Raw genomic sequence first — 17,244 nt, forward strand, 5'->3', positions numbered from 1 at the left:
CGCTGGCGTTCAACGATCAGGCGCGGAGGCGCAGGCCCCGCGGGGTGGCGGCGAAGCCGGCCGCCTGCAGCGCGTCGGTGAGCGGGCCGGACTCGTGCACCGACGCCCCGTCGGCCTTCTGCACCGTCATCCGCCCCAGCGCCCCGGACGCGACGGCGCCCGACAGCGCGGTCGCCGCCTCCTTGAGCACCTGCTCGTCCTCGGTCCACGACAGCAGCGTCTTGCCGCCGCGCTCGACGTAGAGCACCAGCTCGCCGTCGACCAGCACGACCAGCGCCCCCGCCTTGCGGCCGGCCCGGTGCCCGGTCTTCCTCGTGCCGGTGCCCTCGCCGATGTCGACGGTCTCGTCGGCGCCGCCGCTGACCCGCTCCGGCCAGGGCAGCGCCGCGCCGTACACGTTCGCCGGGTCGGTCGCGGCGAGCACGACCGCGCCGGCCGGCGTCCGGTCGGGGCTGGCGAAGCTGCGCAGCCGGTCGACCGCACCCACGCTGCCGAACTGCGCGGCACCCAGCGTCTCGACGAAGTAGCCGCGCCGCGCCCGGCCGTTCTCCTCGAACGCGCGCAGCACCGGGTAGACCGCGGAGAAACCACCGGTGACCTGCTCGGCCTGCACCGCGCCGCGGGTGAGCACGCCGTGCCGCTCCATCAGCGCCTCGGCCCGCGCGGTGGTGCGCTTGGTCCCGTTGGTCTCCAGCTCGGGCAGCCGCGACCAGCGCCCGGCGACGGTCGGCGGGCCGGTGCGGGTGGGCATCGCCGGGCGACCCAGCCGGGTGCGCCCGTACCGGGTGCGGTCCAGCCGCGCCCGCGGTGGGGCCGGTGCCTTGCGGTGGGTGCCGCCGCCGGCCAGCCGGGCCCGCAGCGGGGCGAGGGTGTCGTTGGTGAGCGCCCCGGCCCAGACGAGGTCCCAGACCGCGTCGACCAGCTCGGTGTCGTCGGTGGCGCCCAGCCGGTCGGACAGCGACCGGAAGAACATCGCCTGCCCGCCGTCCAGCTGCTCCAACAGCGCCGGGCCCCAGCCGCCCTCGACGTCGGCCGCGCCGGGCGGCTCGGGCAGCAGCAGGGGGGCGAGGTCCGCCGGCACAAGGGTGACCCAGCCGTCGCCGCCGGACAGGCTGCCCGCACCGGCCCACAGCACCTCACCGGCGCTGGTGAGCTCGTCGAGCATCGCGGGGGAGTAGCCCTGCACCCGGGACGGGAGCACCAGCGACTCCAGCGCCGACGCGGGCACCAGCGCCCCGGCCAGCTGCTCCACCACGGACAGCACACCGTCGACCCCGCGGGTGCGGCTGCCCACCGACTGCCAGCTCGGGGTGAACCGGGCCAGGGTCTCGATCAGGACCGGCTCCACCTCCTGCCGGAGCTTGGCCAGCGACCGGCGGCGGATGGAGCGCAGCACGTCGGCGTCGCACCACTCCTGCCCGGTACCGCCGGGCCGGAACTCGCCGGTGACCAGCCGGCCGGTGCCGACCAGCCGCTGCAGGGTGGCGGTGACCACCGCGATGCCCAACCCCAGCCGGCTGGCGACGTCGGGCGGCACGAAGGGGCCGTGGGTGCGGGCGTAGCGGCCCACCAGGTCGCCGAGCGGGTCGGCCACCGGCTCGGTGAACGCCTCGGGCACGCCCACCGGCAGCGCGGTGCCGAGCGCGTCGCGCAGCCGGCCGGCGTCCTCGATCGCGACGTGGCGCTCCTCGCCGGCGATGCGCACGACGATCGCCCGCCGCGCGTCGACCAGCTCGGTGAGCCACTCCTCGGGCACCCCCCGGGCGGCGGCCTCGGCGACGGTCAGGTCGCCGACGAACCGGAGCAGGTCGGCGGCGTTGTCGACGTCGCGCGGGTGCCGCTCGGCGGGCAGCCGCTGCAGCTCGGCCTCGACCTCGGCCATCGCGTCGCCGTCGAGCAGCTCGCGCAGCTCGGAGCGGCCCAGCAGCTCGGCGAGCAGCCCGGTGTCCAGGGCCAGTGCCTGCGCGCGGCGCTCGGCCAGCGGCGCGTCGCCCTCGTAGATGAACTGCCCGACGTAGCCGAACAGCAGCGACTGGGCGAACGGCGAGGCGGACTGGGTCTGCACGTCGACCACCCGCACCCGCCGGGAGCGCACGTCGCGCATCAGCTCGACCAGCCCGGGCACGTCGTAGACGTCCTGCAGCACCTCCCGCACCGCCTCGAGGGTGATCGGGAAGGACGAGTACTCGCTGGCCACCGACAGCAGCTGGGCGGCGCGCTGGCGCTGCTGCCAGAGCGGGGTGCGCTTGCGCGGGTCGCGGCGGGGGAGCAGCAGCGCGCGGGCGGCGCACTCGCGGAACCGGCTGGCGAACAGCGCCGAGTTGCCGACCTCGGCGGTCACCTCCCGCTCGACGTCGTCCGGGTCGAGGATCGCGAGGTCGGCCTCCGGCGCCTCGCCGGTGGTGTCGGGCAGCCGCAGCACGATGCCGTCGTCGGAGTGCATCGAGGCGACGTCGACGCCGTAGCGCTCGCGCAGCCGGGCGGCGAGCACCAGCGCCCACGGGCCGTTGACCTGCGCGCCGAACGGCGAGTGGACGACGAGCCGCCAGTCACCGAGCTCGTCGCGGAACCGCTCGACCAGCATCGTGCGGTCGTCGGGGACGTGCCCGGTGGCCGCCTTCTGCTCGGCCAGGTACGCGAACAGGTTGGCTGCGCCCCACTCGTCGAGCCCGGCCGCGCGGGCCCGCTCGGTGCCGGCCTCCGGCGTCGCGGAGCTGACCTCGCGCAGGAACGCGCCCAGCGCGCGGCCGAGCTCGAGCGGCCGGCCGAGCTGGTCGCCGTGCCAGAACGGCATCTTCCCCGGCTGGCCGGGCGCGGGGCTGACCAGCACCCGGTCGTGGGTGATCTCCTCGATCCGCCAGGACGACGACCCGAGCAGGAAGACGTCGCCCACCCGCGACTCGTAGACCATCTCCTCGTCGAGCTCGCCGACCCGCCGTCCGCCCGTCTCGCCGGCCCCGGCGACGAGGAAGACGCCGAACAGGCCGCGGTCGGGGATGGTGCCCCCGCTGGTGACCGCCAGCCGCTGGGCACCGGCACGGGCGGTGAGGGTGTCGGTGACGCGGTCCCAGGTGAGCCGCGGGCGCAGCTCGGCGAACGCGTCGGAGGGGTAGCGGCCGGCCAGCATGTCGAGCACCGCGTGCAGCGCGGAGTCCGGCAGCGAGGCGAACGCGGCGGACCGGCGCAGCACGGCGGCCACCTCGTCGACCGTGCGCGGCCGCTCGGAGACCATCGCGACGATCTGCTGGGCCAGCACGTCGAGGGGGTTGCGCAGGTAGCGGGTGGACTCGATCGCCCCGGCCCGCATCCGCTCGGCGACGACGGCGCTCTGCACCAGGTCGCCGCGGAACTTCGGGAAGATGACGCCCTCGCTGACCGCGCCCACCTGGTGCCCGGCCCGGCCGACCCGCTGCAGCCCCGACGCCACGTTGGGCGGTGACTCGACCTGCACCACCAGGTCGACCGCGCCCATGTCGATGCCCAGCTCCAGCGAGGAGGTGGCGACCACCGCGGGCAGCTGCCCGGACTTCAGCGCCTCCTCGGTCACGGCGCGCTGCTCGCGCGACACCGACCCGTGGTGGGCCATCGCGATCGGCCGGAAGTCCGAGGGCACGCCGCCGCCGGAGCCGGCCTGCGCCATCAGCTCGGCCGGCGCGGCGCCGTGCGGCATCGGCTCGCCCGTCGTCCGCTCGTAGTGCAGCTCGTTGAGCCGGCTGGTGAGCCGCTCGGCCAGCCGACGGGAGTTGGCGAACACGATCGTGCTGCGGTGGCCCTCGATGAGGTCGAGCACCCGCTCCTCCACCGCCGGCCAGATCGACGTGCGCGGCTGGTTGCCGGCCGCCGAGCCGTCGAGCTCGCCGGTGGGCTGGCCGAGGGCCGACATGTCCTCGACCGGCACGACCACCGAGAGGTCCCACTGCTTGGTCGCCGGCGGGGCGACGACCTGCACCGGCCGGCCGCCGGCCAGGAAGGTGGACACCTCCTCCAGCGGCCGCACGGTGGCCGACAGCCCGATCCGCTGCGCCGGCCGCTCCAGCAGCTCGTCGAGCCGGTCCAACGACACCGCCAGGTGCGCGCCGCGCTTGGTGCCGCAGACCGCGTGCACCTCGTCGAGGATCACCGTCTCGACCCCGCGCAGCGCCTCCCGCGCCTGGCTGGTGAGCAGCAGGAACAGCGACTCGGGGGTGGTGATCAGGATGTCCGGCGGGCGGCGGGCGAACGTGCGCCGCTCGTCGGCCGGCGTGTCGCCGGAGCGCACGCCGACGGTGATCTCCGGACGGGGCAGCCCCAGGCGGGCCGCGGCCTGGCCGATCCCGGTCAGCGGCGCCCGCAGGTTGCGCTCGACGTCGACCGCGAGCGCCTTGAGCGGGCTCACGTACAGCACCCGGCAGCGGGCCAGCGGGTCCTCCGGCGGGGGTGCCGACGCCAGCCGGTCCAGCGACCAGAGGAAGGCGGCGAGCGTCTTGCCGGAGCCGGTGGGCGCGACGACGAGCGAGTGCTCGCCGCTGCTGATCGCCGACCAGGCGCCCTCCTGGGCCGCCGTGGGCTCGGCGAAGGCGCCGGTGAACCAGGCCTGGGTGGCCGTGGAGAAGCGCTCGAGTGCCGACACGCCCACCAGTGTCCCTGCAGGTACGACACTTCCGCCGTGCAGCGCAGCCTCGACCGCGACGGCCTGGCCCGCGACGTCGACGACGACTTCACCTCTCCGGAGCTCGACCGCACCCTCTGGCTGCCGCACTACCTGCCGCAGTGGAGCTCGCGGACGGCGTCCGCGGCCCGGTACCGGCTCGCCGACGGGGCGCTGCACCTGGTGGTGGAGCCCGACCAGCCGCCGTGGTGCCCGGAGTTCGACGGCGCCGTGCGGGTGTCGAACCTGCAGACCGGCGTCCGCTCCGGCCCGGTGGGCAGCACCGATGGCCAGCACCGGTTCTCCGACGCCCTCGTCGTCCGGGAGGAGCAGCCCGAGCAGTGGCTGCACACCCCGCGCTACGGGCTGGTCGAGGTGCGCGCCCGGATGGACCTGGACGCCACCGGCATGGCCGCGCTGTGGCTGATCGGGGTGGAGGACGTGCCCGAGCACTCCGCGGAGATCTGCGTCTTCGAGGTCTTCGGGCGCGACGTGCGGCCGTCGTCCGCGGTCGTCGGCACCGGCGTGCACCCGTTCGGCAACCCGCGGGTCCGCGACGACTTCGCCCGGACCGAGCTGCCGGTCGACGTCCGCGCGTGGCACGAGTACGCCGTCCGCTGGACGCCGGACGAGGTGGTGTTCGCCGTCGACGGACAGGTGGCGCACGTCAGCGACCAGTCCCCGGACCACCGCGTGCAGGTCATGCTCGACGTCTACGCGTTCCCGGCCGAGGGCGCGGCGCCCACCCGGCAGCAGCTCGTCGTCGACCGGTTCCGCAGTTGGCGGCCCGCCCCGCGGTGACCCGCCCGCGGGCGACACGTCGACCTGTCGACATGTCGGCAGCTGCCGGATGACACTGGTGGAACTACACCGGCGTCATCCAGGAGCGGCGATGCGGCGGGCACACGTGCAGTCCTCGAGCATCCGGTCGGTCGGCTACGACCTCGACGAGCACGTGCTGGAGATCGAGTGGGTCGGCGGGGGTGTCTACGACTTCCTCGACGTCCCGCCGGAGGAGGCGCTGGCGCTGCTGGAGTCCGACAGCCTCGGCCGGTTCGTGAACGGCCGGATCAAGCCGCGTTACCGCGTCCGCCCGGTCCGCCGGGCGGGCTGACGCCGGTCAGCCGGCCTGGGCCCGCAGCTGGCCGACCGTCGGCGCCTGCACCGGCAGGAACGCCGCCTCGCGCACCCGGCGGGCGGTCGGGCTGCCGGCGCGGAAGCCACCGCCGAGCCGCACCGTGACCTCCAGCCGCACCGCGTCGCCGGCCAGCGCGAGCGCGTCCAGCCGCAGCCGGGCCAGCTGCCGGCGCTGCGCCTCGGCGGGGGTGGCGGCCAGCGCGGTCAGCCGGTCGCCGACGTCCTCCTGCCGGGCGGCCAGCTCCTCGGCGTCCGGCACCAGCAGCGCGTTCGGGCCGGTGAGCGCACCGGCCGCGGAGTCGAGCGCGGCGTCGGCCACCCCGAGCGCGAGCGCCGACTGGGTGAGCAGCATCGCCGGCAGGCACAGCCCGACGAACGCGGCGAGGTCCTCGGAGAGCACGGCGACGACGGGGACGTCGTCCAGCTCGACCGCCCCGGTGCCCGTCCCGTTGAGCGCCAGCAGCTCGCCGGCCGGCTGCCGCGTCGCCGCGGACAACCGGAACACCGCGACCAGCCGCCCGCCGCCGGTGCGCGCCGGGGTGACGACGACGGCGTCGTCGAACAGGTTGGACGCCCACGGCACGGTGCCCGACAGCCGCCACCCCGCGCCGTCGCGCCGGGCGGTGACCGGCACCGGTGCGCCGCCGGCCAGGTCGGTCAGCGCGGGCGCCAGCGCGGTCGCACCGGTCACGGTGCCTCCCGCCAGCGCCTCGGCGAGCGGGGCGCCGCCGGGGGTGGGGCAGCAGCGCAGGTACTCGAGCACCATCGTCTGCGACCACAGCGAGAAGCCGGCGGCCAGCGACGCGGCGGACACCTCCCGCACGAGCGCGACCGCGCTGCCGAGCGCGACGTCCGGATCGGCGGTCGCCGGCCGGCCGAGCAGCCCGTCGGCGCCCAGCTCCGCGAGCACGGCGCGGGTGTCCGCCGTGCCGGCGTCCACCTCCGCCGCCGTCGCCGCCACCCGTCCGGTCACCTCGGTCATCCGTCGTCCCCCCTGGCCGCACGTCCTCCCGCCAGCCGGGCAACCGCCTTCTGCGGCGCCGGCGCCTGGGCCAGACTCGGGCGCATGCGCCGCAACCTGTACCAGCCCGAGCACGAGGACTTCCGGGACAGTGTCCGCGCCTTCCTCGGCAAGCACGTCGCCCCCTTCCACGACCAGTGGGAGTCCGAGGGCATCGTGCCGCGCGAGGTGTGGGCCGCGGCGGGGGAGCAGGGGCTGCTCGGCACCGACATGCCCGAGGAGCACGGCGGCGGCGGGGTGCGCGACTTCCGCTACCAGGTGGTGCTGGGTGAGGAGCTCGCCCGGATCGGCGCCACCGGCGTCGGGTTCGCGCTGCACAACGACGTCGTCGGCCCCTACCTGCGCGACCTGGGCACCCCCGAGCAGCACGCCCGCTGGCTGCCCGGCTTCTGCTCCGGCGAGCTGATCACCGCGATCGCGATGACCGAGCCCGGCGCCGGCAGCGACCTGCAGGGCATCCAGACCACCGCCCGCCGGGACGGCGACAGCTGGGTGCTCAACGGCGCGAAGACGTTCATCACCAACGGCATCAACGCAGACCTGGTGATCGTGGTCGCCCGGACCAACCCCGACGTCCCGGCCAAGCGCGGCACCAGCCTGCTGGTGCTCGAGCGCGGCATGCCCGGCTTCACCCGCGGCCGGAACCTGGCGAAGGTGGGCCTCAAGGCGCAGGACACCGCCGAGCTGTTCTTCGACGACGTCCGGGTGCCCGCGGCCAACCTGCTCGGGCAGCAGGACGGCGGGTTCACCCACCTGATGCAGAACCTGCCGCAGGAGCGGCTGTCGATCGCGGCGAGCGCGGTGGCGGCGGCCGAGACGGTGCTGGCGCAGACGGTCGAGTACGTGACCGGCCGGACGGCGTTCGGCCGGCCGGTCGGCTCGTTCCAGAACTCCCGCTTCGTCCTCGCCGAGCTGCAGACCGAGGTGACGATGGCCCGGACGTTCGTGGACGAGTGCGTCCGCCAGCTCGACACCGGCGACACGACCCCGACCGACGCGGCGATGGCCAAGTACTGGACGACCGAGCTGCAGAACAAGGTCGCCGACCGCTGCCTGCAGCTGCACGGCGGCTACGGCTACATGGACGAGTACCCGGTCTCCAAGGCCTGGCGGGACGCCCGGATCCAGTCGATCTACGGCGGCACGAACGAGATCATGCGGGAGATCGTCGGCCGGTCGATGGGGCTGTAGCCCCGCCCGCTCAGCAGCGCAGCAGGCCGAAGCGCTCCTTGAGCTGCAGCACCCGCCGCGCCGACTCGTCGACCCGGGCTGCGAAGGCGGGGTCGGCGGCGGCGCGGTCGGCCAGCGCCCGGCTCATCGGGACGGCGTCCGCGGTGCGCACCGTGAGGACGACGTCGACGCCGGCCGCCACCGCGTCGACCGCGCGCTGCCCCGTCGGCACGGCGGCCACCGCCTTCGCGGCGCCGAGGTCGTCGGTGACCACGACCCCGTCGAAGCCGAGCTGCCCGCGCAGCAGCCCGACCACCGCGGGGGAGAAGACGGCGAGCCGGTCGGGGTCCAGCTGCGGGTAGGACGCCGAGCTGACCATCACCGCCCCGGTGCCCGACCGCACGGCGGCGGCGAAGGGCTGCAGGAACGCATCGTCCGGGCTGGTCTGCGGATCGCTCGCACCGGTCGCCTCGTCCGTGTTCACCGTGACCCGCCCCAGGCCCGGGAAGTGCTTGGCGGTGGCGGCGACCCCGGTGTCCTGCAGCGCCCCCACGACCGTCTGCACGGCGCTCGCCACCCGGGCCGGGTCGCTGCCGTACTGCCGGTCGAAGGCGCCGATCGGCGGGTTGGCCGCCGCCGTCCCGGCCGGCACGGTGTCCGCGACCGGGGCGAGGTCCATGGTGACGCCGGCGGCGTGGAGCTGGCCGGCCCAGCCGACGGTGGCCGACCGCAGCGCGTCAGGGGCGAGGGCGCCCTGGCGGAGCCCGGTGGGCACCCGGTCGAAGCCCGGCCCCTTGAGCGTCTGCACCAGGCCGCCCTCCTGGTCGACGGCGACCTGCAGCGGCAGCGGTGCCGCGGCCTGCAGCTGCGCCACCTGGGCGGCGACCGCGGTGACCCCGGCCGTGCTGCGGCCCTGCAGGAACACCCCGCCCACCGGGACGCCCGCCAGCTGCCGGTAGCCGGCGACGGGGTCGGTCGCGGGCACGCCGACCATGAGCAGCTGGCCGACCCGCGCGGGGCGGTCCAGCCGGTCGAGGGTCACCTGGGCGCAGGACGCCGGCTCGGTCGGGGTGGCGGCCGGTGCGGACGACGCCGCACTCGACCCGGCGGCGCTCGACCCCGCCGCACTCGACCCCGGCGTGGTCGACCCCGCCGCGGTGGACGACGAGCCGGCCGCGCTGGACGGCGGCGGCCGGTCCGCGTCCCCGCCGCCGCACGCCGCTGCGGCCGTCACCAGCAGCAGGGCCGTGACCGCTCGCGGCCAGCGGCCGGCCCGGCGTCCGGCCGGCGTCGGGGTCCCTCGCACCCCTCCTGTCTACCGGGCGGCCGGGGGCGGGGTCCCCGACACGCTGGGTACGGTCGTCGTCGTGCGGCTGCAGGAGTTCTGGTCCCGGATGGAGTCCCTGTTCGGGTCGATGCGCGCCCAGAGCGTCGCCCGTGACCACGTGTTCGGTGCCCTGGGCAGCCGGACGGCGGTCGAGGCGATCGACGCCGGCGTCCCGGTGCGCACGGTGTGGCTGGAGGTCTGCAAGGAGTTCGACGTCCCGCCGAAGGACCGCTGAGCCGGTTCCCCCGGCGGGACGCCGTCGCCCTCAGCGGGACAGCACGGTGTGCACGTGCTCGGCCAGCGTCGTGGTCGGCCGGCCGGTCAGCTGCGACAGCGCGGTGCTGCCGGTCTCCAGCGCGCCCTGGGCGATCGCCTGGTCCAGGCCGACCACGAAGTCCGCGGTGCCCTGCGGCAGGCCGGCCTCCAGCAGGGTCTGCACGTGCTGCTCGGGGGTCAGCTCGCGGTAGGTGACCTCCCGGCCCGCCTCGGCGCCGACGGCGGCGGCGAGGTCGGCGAAGGTCCACGCCTGGTCACCGCCCAGCTCGTACACGCCCGGGGTGGGCTGCTCCGCGGTGAGGACGGCGACCGCGGCCGCGGCGTAGTCGGCCCGGGTGGCGGCGGCGATCCGGCCGGCCCCGGTGCTGCCGGAGAGCTCCCCGGTCTCGGCGGCCTGGGTGATCTGCTGGTCGTAGTTCTCGAGGTACCAGTTGTTGCGCAGCAGCGCGGCGGGGATGCCGAAGTCGGCGATCAGCCGCTCGGTGGCGACGTGCTCCGGCGCGACCGGGAGCGAGGTGTCGCCGGCCTTGGTCGCGCTCGTGTAGGCGAGGAACGGCACGCCGTTGCTCTTCGCGGCCTGCAGCACGTTGGTGTGCTGCGGCACCCGCCGGCCGACCTCGCTGCCGGAGATCAGCAGCAGCCGGTCGGTGCCCTGCAGCGCGGCCTCGAGGGCGGCGGCGTCGTCGTAGTCGGCCTGCCGGACCTGGACGCCGCGCTCGGCGAGGTCGGCGACCTTCTCGGGTGTGCGGACGACCGCGACGACGTCGGCGGCCGGGACGCCGGCGTCGAGCAGCCCGGTGACGACGAGCCGGCCGAGGTGGCCGCTGGCAGCGGTGACGGTGATCATGGGACTCCCTTGAGCGCTCTCCGGACAGGAGGCACTAACCCGTGGTTAGTGCCGTCGGCCGCGAACGTACACTGGGCGCCCGAGGCCGGGAGGAGGGGTTTCCGTGGAGCAGACCGTCGAGCAGCTGGTGGCCGACGTGTTCAGCCGGGACTGCACCTCGCGGGAGGTCCTCGAGCACGTCACCGGCAAGTGGGCGGTGCTCGCGCTGGCCGCCCTGCACGAGGGGCCGCGGCGGTTCGGCGAGCTGCGCCGCCGGGTCGACGGGGTGAGCGAGAAGATGCTCGCCCAGACGCTGCAGGTGCTCGAGCGGGACGGGATGGTGCACCGCGAGGTGCGCTCGGCCATCCCGCCGCACGTCGAGTACACCCTCACCGACCTCGGCGCCGAGCTCGCCCCGCAGCTGATGGGGCTCATCGGCCTGGTCGAGGCGGCGATGCCGCGGGTGCTGGCCGCCCGCGACGCGCACGGGGAGCGGTCGGCCGCCGGCTGAGCCGGTCGTCGACGTGTCGGCGTGTCGACCTGTCCGTCGAACACCTGTTCGGGTTACCGTGGTGGCCGATCCACAGCCCCTGTGTCCGTCCACACATCCGGCCGGGCCCTCGGTTTTGTCAGACCCCCGCCCTAGCGTCGGTCCCGACCCGCTCAACGCGACATCTGAAGGTGGCCACCATGGCAGCAACCCTGGACCGCGACAAGGCCCTCGACTTGGCCCTCGCCCAGATCGACAAGCAGTTCGGCAAGGGCTCGGTCATGCGGCTGGGCGACAACGCCGCGCAGGCCATCAAGGTCATCCCGACCGGCTCCGTGGCCCTCGACATCGCGCTGGGCATCGGCGGTCTGCCGCGTGGCCGCGTCGTCGAGGTCTACGGCCCGGAGGCCTCGGGCAAGACCACGGTCGCCCTGCACGCGGTGGCCAACGCCCAGGCGCTCGGCGGCATCGCCGCGTTCATCGACGCCGAGCACGCGCTCGACCCGGAGTACGCCCGGGCCATCGGTGTCGACACCGACGCCCTGCTGGTCAGCCAGCCCGACACCGGTGAGCAGGCGCTGGAGATCGCGGACATGCTGATCCGCTCCGGCGCGCTCGACATCATCGTCATCGACTCGGTCGCCGCCCTGGTGCCCCGCGCCGAGATCGAGGGCGAGATGGGTGACAGCCACGTCGGTCTGCAGGCCCGGCTGATGAGCCAGGCGCTCCGCAAGATCACCGGTGCGCTGAACAACTCCGGCACCACCGCGATCTTCATCAACCAGCTGCGCGAGAAGGTCGGCGTCGTCTACGGCTCGCCCGAGGTCACCACCGGTGGTCGCGCGCTGAAGTTCTACGCGTCCGTCCGCCTCGACGTGCGCCGCATCGAGACCCTCAAGCAGGGCACCGAGGCGGTCGGCAGCCGGGTGCGCGTCAAGGTCGTGAAGAACAAGGTGGCGGCCCCGTTCAAGCAGGCCGAGCTCGACCTGCTGTGGGGCACCGGCTTCAGCCGCGAGGGCAGCCTCATCGACATCGGCGTCGACCAGGGCATCATCCGCAAGTCGGGTGCCTGGTACACGTACGAGGGCGACCAGCTCGGCCAGGGCAAGGAGAACGTCCGCTCGTTCCTCCGCGACAACCCCGACCTGGCCGACGAGATCGACAAGAAGATCAAGGAGAAGCTGGGCATCGGCCCGCAGCTCGACGCTGCCGCGGCCGCGCCGGCTGCGCCCGCCGACTTCTGATCCGGGCCGTGTCCGACACGCAGCACGAAGGCGACGGACCGGTCGACGAGCACGCGCGGCCGGCCGGCGGGGGAACCCGCCGCGCCGGCCGGCGTCGTTCGGGGGCGGGGTCGGGCGGCTCCGGCTGGGGCTCCGGTTCCGGTCGGGGGTCCGGCTGGGGTGAGGGGCGTGACCGCGGTGCGCGCCGGCCCCGGGGCGGCTCCCGGGCCGACGACGGACCCGACGGCGGGTCTCCCGACGGCGCTCTCGATGGGGGCCGGGACGGTGCCGCACCGGGGCGTCCCGAGGACGACCGTGACCCGGAGGAGGTCGCCCGGGCGATCTGCCTGCGCGCGCTCACCGGGGCGATGAAGACCCGGAAGCAGCTGGCCGACCTGCTGGCGAAGAAGGACGTGCCCGAGGCGGCCGCCGCCGCGGTGCTCGACCGGTTCACCGAGGTCGGCCTGATCGACGACGCGGCGTTCGCCGCGGCGTGGGTGTCCTCCCGGCAGTCCGGCCGCGGGCTGTCCCGCCGGGCGCTCGCCCAGGAGCTGCGGGCCAAGGGCGTCGACGGCGAGCTCGCCCAGGAGGCGCTCGAGCAGGTCGACTCGCAGGACGAGTGGGACACCGCCCGCCGGCTGGTGGCCCGCAAGATGCCCTCGATGGCACGGCTGGACCGGGTCACCGCCGAGCGCCGGCTGGTCGGCATGCTCGCCCGCAAGGGCTACGGCGGTGGGCTGGCCGGGTGGGTGGTCCGCGAGGCCCTCGACGACCGCGAGTCCACGCTGCTCGCCGCCGACGAGGCGGCCGACGAGCTCGACGACGGGCCGGAGACCGCGCCCCCGCCGGCCGGGAGCTGGAGCAACCGGCGCCGCCCGGCGCCGCAGGCCGACCCGTGGGCCGAGCTCGAGGCCGCCCGGGCCGCGAAGGCTGCCGGAGCAGCGGCGGAGCCGGCCACCGAGACCGGTGAGGGCCAGGTGCGCCGCATCGCCCGGCGGTCCACCGCGCCGGCGCCGGACTGGCTGGGCGACGACACCCCCTGAGTGCCGGCGGCCCGGCCGGCCGTCCCGCAGGAGGCCGACGAGCCGTTCACCCGCCCGGGAGACCAGGGCGGGGGAGTGGCTCGCTCGGCAAGGGGCCGAGGTGGGGCACGGCGCCGTTGCCGCGCCCCGGTCTCGGAGCGGTCACCGCGCGGGTGACCGGGGTGGGGTCAGCGGTCCAGCCAGGCGGTGACGTCCACGGCGACGCCGTCGGCGGCCTCGTCGTCGGGCACCAGCCACTTGCGGCTGCGCTCCTGGCCGGTGCCCAGCCACAGCTGGATCGAGGTGTCGAACTGCGACATGGTCACCTCCCGGGCGCGGGTCGGCGAGGCCACCGGGCCGAGGAACGTCACATCGCTCTCGGCGCCGTCCCGGTACCGCAGCACCACGCGGCAGCGCGAACGGCGGTGCCGCGCCGGGGGCACGGCCTCGCGCACGACGGCCTCCTCGGCGCCGGCCGCGGCGGCGAAGCTGGCGGCAGAACGGCGCAGCCGGCTGACGAAGAACTGGGCGGTGTCACCCAGCTCCGGGGCGAACGAGGCGGCAGCGGTCATGCGTCCATCTCGCCAGAGATCATGCGCGTCGTCACCAGTTGAAAGTGACAAGCCACGTTGCGTCACCGGCGAGATGTCCACATCCCCGGGGCCGTTGTGCCGGTTGTGACTGTGGAGGTCTGCCGTCGCCCGGGCCGGGCGACGGCAGACCACGGTCACAGGGGCGCCGCGCGCCCGTCGTCCACCACGGAGGCGACGTCGGGCACGCCGGCGTCCGGCGCCTTCCCGCCGGCCCGGGTGTTGCGCCGGGTCCGCCGCTCCACGTAGCGGGCGAGCTGCGACAGCAGCACGTTGAGCAGCACGTAGACCAGCCCGGCCGCCACGTAGAGCTGGAAGGTGTACTCGCTGCCGAACCGCGGCGTGAAGAACTCGACCAGGCTGCGCGCCTGCCGCAGCAGCTCGAAGTACCCGATGATGAAGCCCAGCGAGCTGTCCTTGAGCAGCACGACCAGCTGGGCGATGAGCACCGGCAGCATCCGCCGGACGGCCTGGGGCAGCAGCACCGAGGTCATCACCTGGGTCTTGCGCAAGCCCAGCGCGTACGCGGCCTCCCGCTGGCCGCGGTCGATCGACAGGATGCCGGCCCGGAAGATCTCCGCGAGCACGGCCATGTTGTAGAGCGTCAGGCCGCCGACCAGCGCCTGGTAGGCCGACAGCCGGATGCCGAAGCCGGGCAGGAAGAAGAACAGAGTGAAGATGACCACCAGCAGCGGCACGGCACGGAAGAACTCCACGACCGCCGACACCGGCAGCCGCACCCAGCGGTGGTCCGACAGCCGGCCGACCGCCAGCAGCAGGCCCAGCGCGGTGGCCAGCACCATGCCCAGCGCTGCGACCTTCAGCGTCGACAGCAGGCCGTCCCACAGTGCCTGCGGCACGCCGCTGTTCGGGTCGAACAGCACCGACCAGCGCTGACCCTCCAGCTGCCCGTTGCCGGCCAGCCGCCACAGCACGACGGCGACGACGGCGAGGACCAGCAGGGCGCCGACGGCGGTCCACAGCCGGATGCGGGCCTTCGCCCTCGGGCCCGGGACGTCGAACAGCACGGGGGCGCTCATCGCAGCACCGCCACCTTCCGCTCCAGCCGGTGGACCACCCAGGCGGACGGCACCGTGATCACGCAGTAGCCCACGACGACGGCGAGCAGGACCAGCACCAGCTGGTCGGCCTGGGCGTTGGACAGCCGCTGCATCGAGGCGGTGAGCTCGGTGACGGCGAAGCCGGCGGCGATCGAGGTGTTCTTGACCATCGCGATCCACACGTTGCCCAGCGGCGGGATGGCCGCCCGGACGGCCTGCGGGAGCACGACCTGGCCCAGCGTCTGCGGGAACGTCATGCCCAGCGCGCGGGCGGCCTCGGCCTGCCCCGGCGGCACGGTGTTGATGCCCGACCGGATCGCCTCGCAGACGAACGCGGCGGTGTACAGGGCGACCGCGGCCACCGCCCCCGGGAAGAACGGCATGATCAGGTCGATCTGCGGCAGCCCGAAGATGATGAAGAAGAAGACGACCGTCAGCGGGGTGTTCCGCAGCAGCTCCACGTAGAACGTGGCAGCACCGCGCAGCGGCGGGATCGGGCTGACCCGGAAGGCGGCCAGCAGGGTGCCGAGCACGAGTGCCAGGAGCCCCGCCAGCAGCGACAGGCTCAGCGTGGTCAGGAAGGCGCGCCACAGCAGTGACGCGTTGTCGGCGAGGAAGTCCACGCGGCCGGCCTCCGGTTCGGGGCGGGTGGGATGGGGACGGGGGCGGTGCAGACGGCGACCGGCGCCCGGGAGCGGTCAGCTCCCGGGCGCCGGTCGCGCGGTGGTCAGTAGCGGTCGATCGCCGGCGGCTTCGGCGCCTCGGCACCGGTGATCGAGCCGGCCGTGGCGTCCCACGCGTCGGCCCAGTCGCCGTTGTCGAACGAGTCCTCGAGGGTGTCGTTGACGAAGGTGCGGAAGTCGTTGTCGCCCTTGGCCAGGCCGATGCCGTACGGCTCCTCGGTGAACGGGTTGCCGACCAGCTCGAAGCCCTCCTTGTTGCCGGCGACCAGGCCGGTGAGGATGACGTTGTCGGTGGTCACCGCCTGCACCTGGCCGTTGCGCAGCGCGTCGGCGCACTTGGAGTACACGTCGAACAGGGTGAGCTGGGCCTGCGGGTACTTGGTGCGGATGTTCTCCGCCGGGGTCGAGCCCTCGACCGAGCAGACGTTCTTGCCGGCCAGGTCGTCCGGGCCCTCGATCTTCTCGGGGTTGCCCTTGGCGACCATGATGTCCTGCCCGGCGGTGTAGTACGGCCCGGCGAAGTCGACCCGCTGCTTGCGGGTGTCGTTGATCGTGTAGGTCGCGATGACCAGGTCGACCTGCTTGTTCTCGATGAAGGCCTCGCGGTTGGCCGACACCGTCTCGGTCCACTTGATCTTGTCGGCCGGGATGCCCAGCTTCGCGGCGACGAGCTTGCCCATCTCCACGTCGAAACCCTCGGGGGTCTTGGTGGTCGGGTTCAGCAGGCCGAAGCCGGGCTGGTCGAACTTGGTGCCGATGGTGATCGAGCCGGCGTCGTGCAGCCGGGCCATCGTGGTGCCGGCCGCGAAGTCGACGTCGGTCTCGACCGCGGCCGAGGAGTCGGCCTGCTGCTCGGCGGCGTCACCGGCGTCGCTCGAGCAGGCGGCGAGCAGGGCGCCGGCCGCGGCGAGGGCGAGGAGGGTGCGGGTCCTGCGCATGGGAGGCCTCCGGAGGCGTCAGTGGTTGAGGATCTTGCTGAGGAAGTCCTGCGCCCGCGTCGACTGCGGGTTGGTGAAGAAGGTCTCGGGATCGGCGGACTCCACGATCCGGCCGCCGTCCATGAACACGACCCGGTTGGCCGCCCGGCGGGCGAAGCCCATCTCGTGCGTGACCACGACCATGGTCATGCCGTCCCGGGCCAGCGAGGTCATCACGTCGAGGACCTCGTTGATCATCTCCGGGTCCAGCGCGGAGGTCGGCTCGTCGAAGAGCATGACCTTCGGGTCCATGGCCAGCGCGCGGGCGATGGCCACGCGCTGCTGCTGGCCGCCGGAGAGCTGGGCGGGCACCTTGTCGGCCTGGGCGCCCACGCCCACGCGGTCGAGCAGCTCGCGGGCCCGCTTCTCGGCGTCCGCCTTCGACTGCTTGCGCACCTTTACCGGGCCGAGCGCCACGTTCTGCAGCACGGTGCGGTGGGCGAACAGGTTGAAGCTCTGGAACACCATGCCGACGTCGCTGCGCAGCCGGGCCAGCTCCTTGCCCTCGGCCGGCAGCCGCTCGCCGTCGATCGAGATCTCGCCCTGGTCGATCGGCTCGAGCCGGTTGATGGTGCGGCAGAGCGTCGACTTGCCCGACCCGGACGGGCCGATCACGACGACCACCTCCCCGCGGGCGATGGACAGGTCGATGTCCTGCAGCACGTGCAGATCGCCGAACCACTTGTTGACGCCGGCGAGGCGGACGAGTGGATCTCCGGTGGGACGGTCGGTCACAGCGAACGACCCTAGGCAACGGCCGGGCGCCTGCGATCACGGGGGCGTAACGAACATGGGGACCCGCTGAGAGTTCCCC

General features: G+C 74.5%; 16 protein-coding genes. 7 read left to right on the forward strand and 9 right to left on the reverse strand.

The window, feature by feature from the left end; all coding sequences use genetic code 11:
- Positions 1-16 precede the first annotated feature (16 nt).
- Entirely contained in the window at positions 17-4,609 is a 4,593-nt protein-coding gene (locus tag AB0J00_RS19205) for an ATP-dependent helicase (RefSeq protein ID WP_357747861.1), read from the reverse strand.
- A gap of 36 nt (positions 4,610-4,645) precedes the next feature.
- Here AB0J00_RS19205 and AB0J00_RS19210 point away from each other — a divergent pair, with 36 nt between their 5' ends.
- A complete protein-coding gene (locus AB0J00_RS19210; RefSeq protein WP_357747862.1) occupies positions 4,646-5,428 on the forward strand; it encodes a glycoside hydrolase family 16 protein in 783 nt (260 codons plus the stop codon).
- A 91-nt stretch (positions 5,429-5,519) separates the two neighbouring features.
- Positions 5,520-5,741 carry a KTSC domain-containing protein gene (locus tag AB0J00_RS19215; protein ID WP_357747863.1) on the forward strand — a complete coding sequence of 74 codons (222 nt, stop codon included), beginning with the start codon at positions 5,520-5,522 and terminating at the stop codon, positions 5,739-5,741.
- Between the two features lie 6 nt (positions 5,742-5,747).
- Here the strand turns inward: AB0J00_RS19215 and AB0J00_RS19220 are convergent, their stop codons facing one another.
- Positions 5,748-6,746 (reverse strand): acyl-CoA dehydrogenase family protein, encoded by a 999-nt coding sequence (locus tag AB0J00_RS19220; protein ID WP_357747865.1) that lies wholly within the window; start codon positions 6,744-6,746, stop codon positions 5,748-5,750.
- A gap of 84 nt (positions 6,747-6,830) precedes the next feature.
- Between AB0J00_RS19220 and AB0J00_RS19225 the strand changes: the two genes are divergently transcribed.
- Positions 6,831-7,976 carry an acyl-CoA dehydrogenase family protein gene (locus tag AB0J00_RS19225; protein ID WP_357747868.1) on the forward strand — a complete coding sequence of 382 codons (1,146 nt, stop codon included), beginning with the start codon at positions 6,831-6,833 and terminating at the stop codon, positions 7,974-7,976.
- A 10-nt stretch (positions 7,977-7,986) separates the two neighbouring features.
- Here the strand turns inward: AB0J00_RS19225 and AB0J00_RS19230 are convergent, their stop codons facing one another.
- Positions 7,987-8,997, reverse strand: a complete 1,011-nt coding sequence (locus AB0J00_RS19230) for a glycoside hydrolase family 3 N-terminal domain-containing protein (protein ID WP_357747871.1) — start codon at positions 8,995-8,997, stop codon at positions 7,987-7,989.
- On the opposite strand from AB0J00_RS19230, the gene AB0J00_RS19235 reads away from it, so the two are divergent.
- Positions 8,948-9,517 (forward strand): DUF3046 domain-containing protein, encoded by a 570-nt coding sequence (locus AB0J00_RS19235; protein ID WP_357747874.1) that lies wholly within the window; start codon positions 8,948-8,950, stop codon positions 9,515-9,517. The genes AB0J00_RS19230 and AB0J00_RS19235 overlap by 50 nt on opposite strands.
- Before the next feature lie 30 nt (positions 9,518-9,547).
- Here AB0J00_RS19235 and AB0J00_RS19240 read toward each other — a convergent pair whose 3' ends face one another.
- A complete protein-coding gene (locus AB0J00_RS19240) occupies positions 9,548-10,405 on the reverse strand; it encodes an NmrA family NAD(P)-binding protein (RefSeq protein WP_357747876.1) in 858 nt (285 codons plus the stop codon).
- A gap of 103 nt (positions 10,406-10,508) precedes the next feature.
- Between AB0J00_RS19240 and AB0J00_RS19245 the strand changes: the two genes are divergently transcribed.
- From AB0J00_RS19245 to AB0J00_RS19255, 3 genes are all read left to right on the forward strand, one after another.
- Positions 10,509-10,895 carry a helix-turn-helix domain-containing protein gene (locus AB0J00_RS19245; RefSeq protein ID WP_357747878.1) on the forward strand — a complete coding sequence of 129 codons (387 nt, stop codon included), beginning with the start codon at positions 10,509-10,511 and terminating at the stop codon, positions 10,893-10,895.
- A 179-nt stretch (positions 10,896-11,074) separates the two neighbouring features.
- Positions 11,075-12,118 (forward strand): recombinase RecA, encoded by a 1,044-nt coding sequence (recA, locus tag AB0J00_RS19250; RefSeq protein WP_357747880.1) that lies wholly within the window; start codon positions 11,075-11,077, stop codon positions 12,116-12,118.
- A 347-nt stretch (positions 12,119-12,465) separates the two neighbouring features.
- Entirely contained in the window at positions 12,466-13,140 is a 675-nt protein-coding gene (locus tag AB0J00_RS19255; protein ID WP_357747882.1) for a regulatory protein RecX, read from the forward strand.
- A 167-nt stretch (positions 13,141-13,307) separates the two neighbouring features.
- Here the strand turns inward: AB0J00_RS19255 and AB0J00_RS19260 are convergent, their stop codons facing one another.
- From AB0J00_RS19260 to AB0J00_RS19280, 5 genes are all read right to left on the reverse strand, one after another.
- Positions 13,308-13,691, reverse strand: a complete 384-nt coding sequence (locus tag AB0J00_RS19260) for a hypothetical protein (RefSeq protein ID WP_357747885.1) — start codon at positions 13,689-13,691, stop codon at positions 13,308-13,310.
- A 155-nt stretch (positions 13,692-13,846) separates the two neighbouring features.
- Complete coding sequence (locus tag AB0J00_RS19265) at positions 13,847-14,749, reverse strand: amino acid ABC transporter permease (protein WP_357747888.1); 903 nt, start codon at positions 14,747-14,749, stop codon at positions 13,847-13,849.
- Positions 14,746-15,393: an amino acid ABC transporter permease gene (locus AB0J00_RS19270; protein WP_357747891.1), complete on the reverse strand. Its 648-nt coding sequence runs from the start codon at positions 15,391-15,393 to the stop codon at positions 14,746-14,748. The genes AB0J00_RS19265 and AB0J00_RS19270 overlap by 4 nt, the downstream gene beginning before the upstream one ends.
- Positions 15,394-15,497: 104 nt before the next feature.
- A complete protein-coding gene (locus AB0J00_RS19275; RefSeq protein WP_357747893.1) occupies positions 15,498-16,391 on the reverse strand; it encodes a glutamate ABC transporter substrate-binding protein in 894 nt (297 codons plus the stop codon).
- An 18-nt stretch (positions 16,392-16,409) separates the two neighbouring features.
- Positions 16,410-17,165 (reverse strand): amino acid ABC transporter ATP-binding protein, encoded by a 756-nt coding sequence (locus AB0J00_RS19280; RefSeq protein ID WP_357747895.1) that lies wholly within the window; start codon positions 17,163-17,165, stop codon positions 16,410-16,412.
- Between the last annotated feature and the right edge of the window lie 79 nt (positions 17,166-17,244).

The sequence above is a fragment of the Modestobacter sp. NPDC049651 genome, assembly GCF_040659695.1.
Taxonomy (GTDB): Bacteria; Actinomycetota; Actinomycetes; order Mycobacteriales; family Geodermatophilaceae; genus Modestobacter.

Excerpts from the sequence above, each read along its gene's own strand:
- AB0J00_RS19260 (WP_357747885.1), bottom strand. The coding sequence starts at position 13,691 with ATGACCGCTGCCGCCTCGTTCGCCCCGGAGCTGGGTGACACCGCCCAG.
- recA (WP_357747880.1), top strand. The coding sequence starts at position 11,075 with ATGGCAGCAACCCTGGACCGCGACAAGGCCCTCGACTTGGCCCTCGCC.
- AB0J00_RS19235 (WP_357747874.1), top strand. The coding sequence starts at position 8,948 with ATGAGCAGCTGGCCGACCCGCGCGGGGCGGTCCAGCCGGTCGAGGGTC.
- AB0J00_RS19255 (WP_357747882.1), top strand. The coding sequence starts at position 12,466 with ATGAAGACCCGGAAGCAGCTGGCCGACCTGCTGGCGAAGAAGGACGTG.
- AB0J00_RS19225 (WP_357747868.1), top strand. The coding sequence starts at position 6,831 with ATGCGCCGCAACCTGTACCAGCCCGAGCACGAGGACTTCCGGGACAGT.
- AB0J00_RS19220 (WP_357747865.1), bottom strand. The coding sequence starts at position 6,746 with ATGACCGAGGTGACCGGACGGGTGGCGGCGACGGCGGCGGAGGTGGAC.
- AB0J00_RS19240 (WP_357747876.1), bottom strand. The coding sequence starts at position 10,405 with ATGATCACCGTCACCGCTGCCAGCGGCCACCTCGGCCGGCTCGTCGTC.
- AB0J00_RS19265 (WP_357747888.1), bottom strand. The coding sequence starts at position 14,749 with ATGAGCGCCCCCGTGCTGTTCGACGTCCCGGGCCCGAGGGCGAAGGCC.
- AB0J00_RS19275 (WP_357747893.1), bottom strand. The coding sequence starts at position 16,391 with ATGCGCAGGACCCGCACCCTCCTCGCCCTCGCCGCGGCCGGCGCCCTG.
- AB0J00_RS19215 (WP_357747863.1), top strand. The coding sequence starts at position 5,520 with ATGCGGCGGGCACACGTGCAGTCCTCGAGCATCCGGTCGGTCGGCTAC.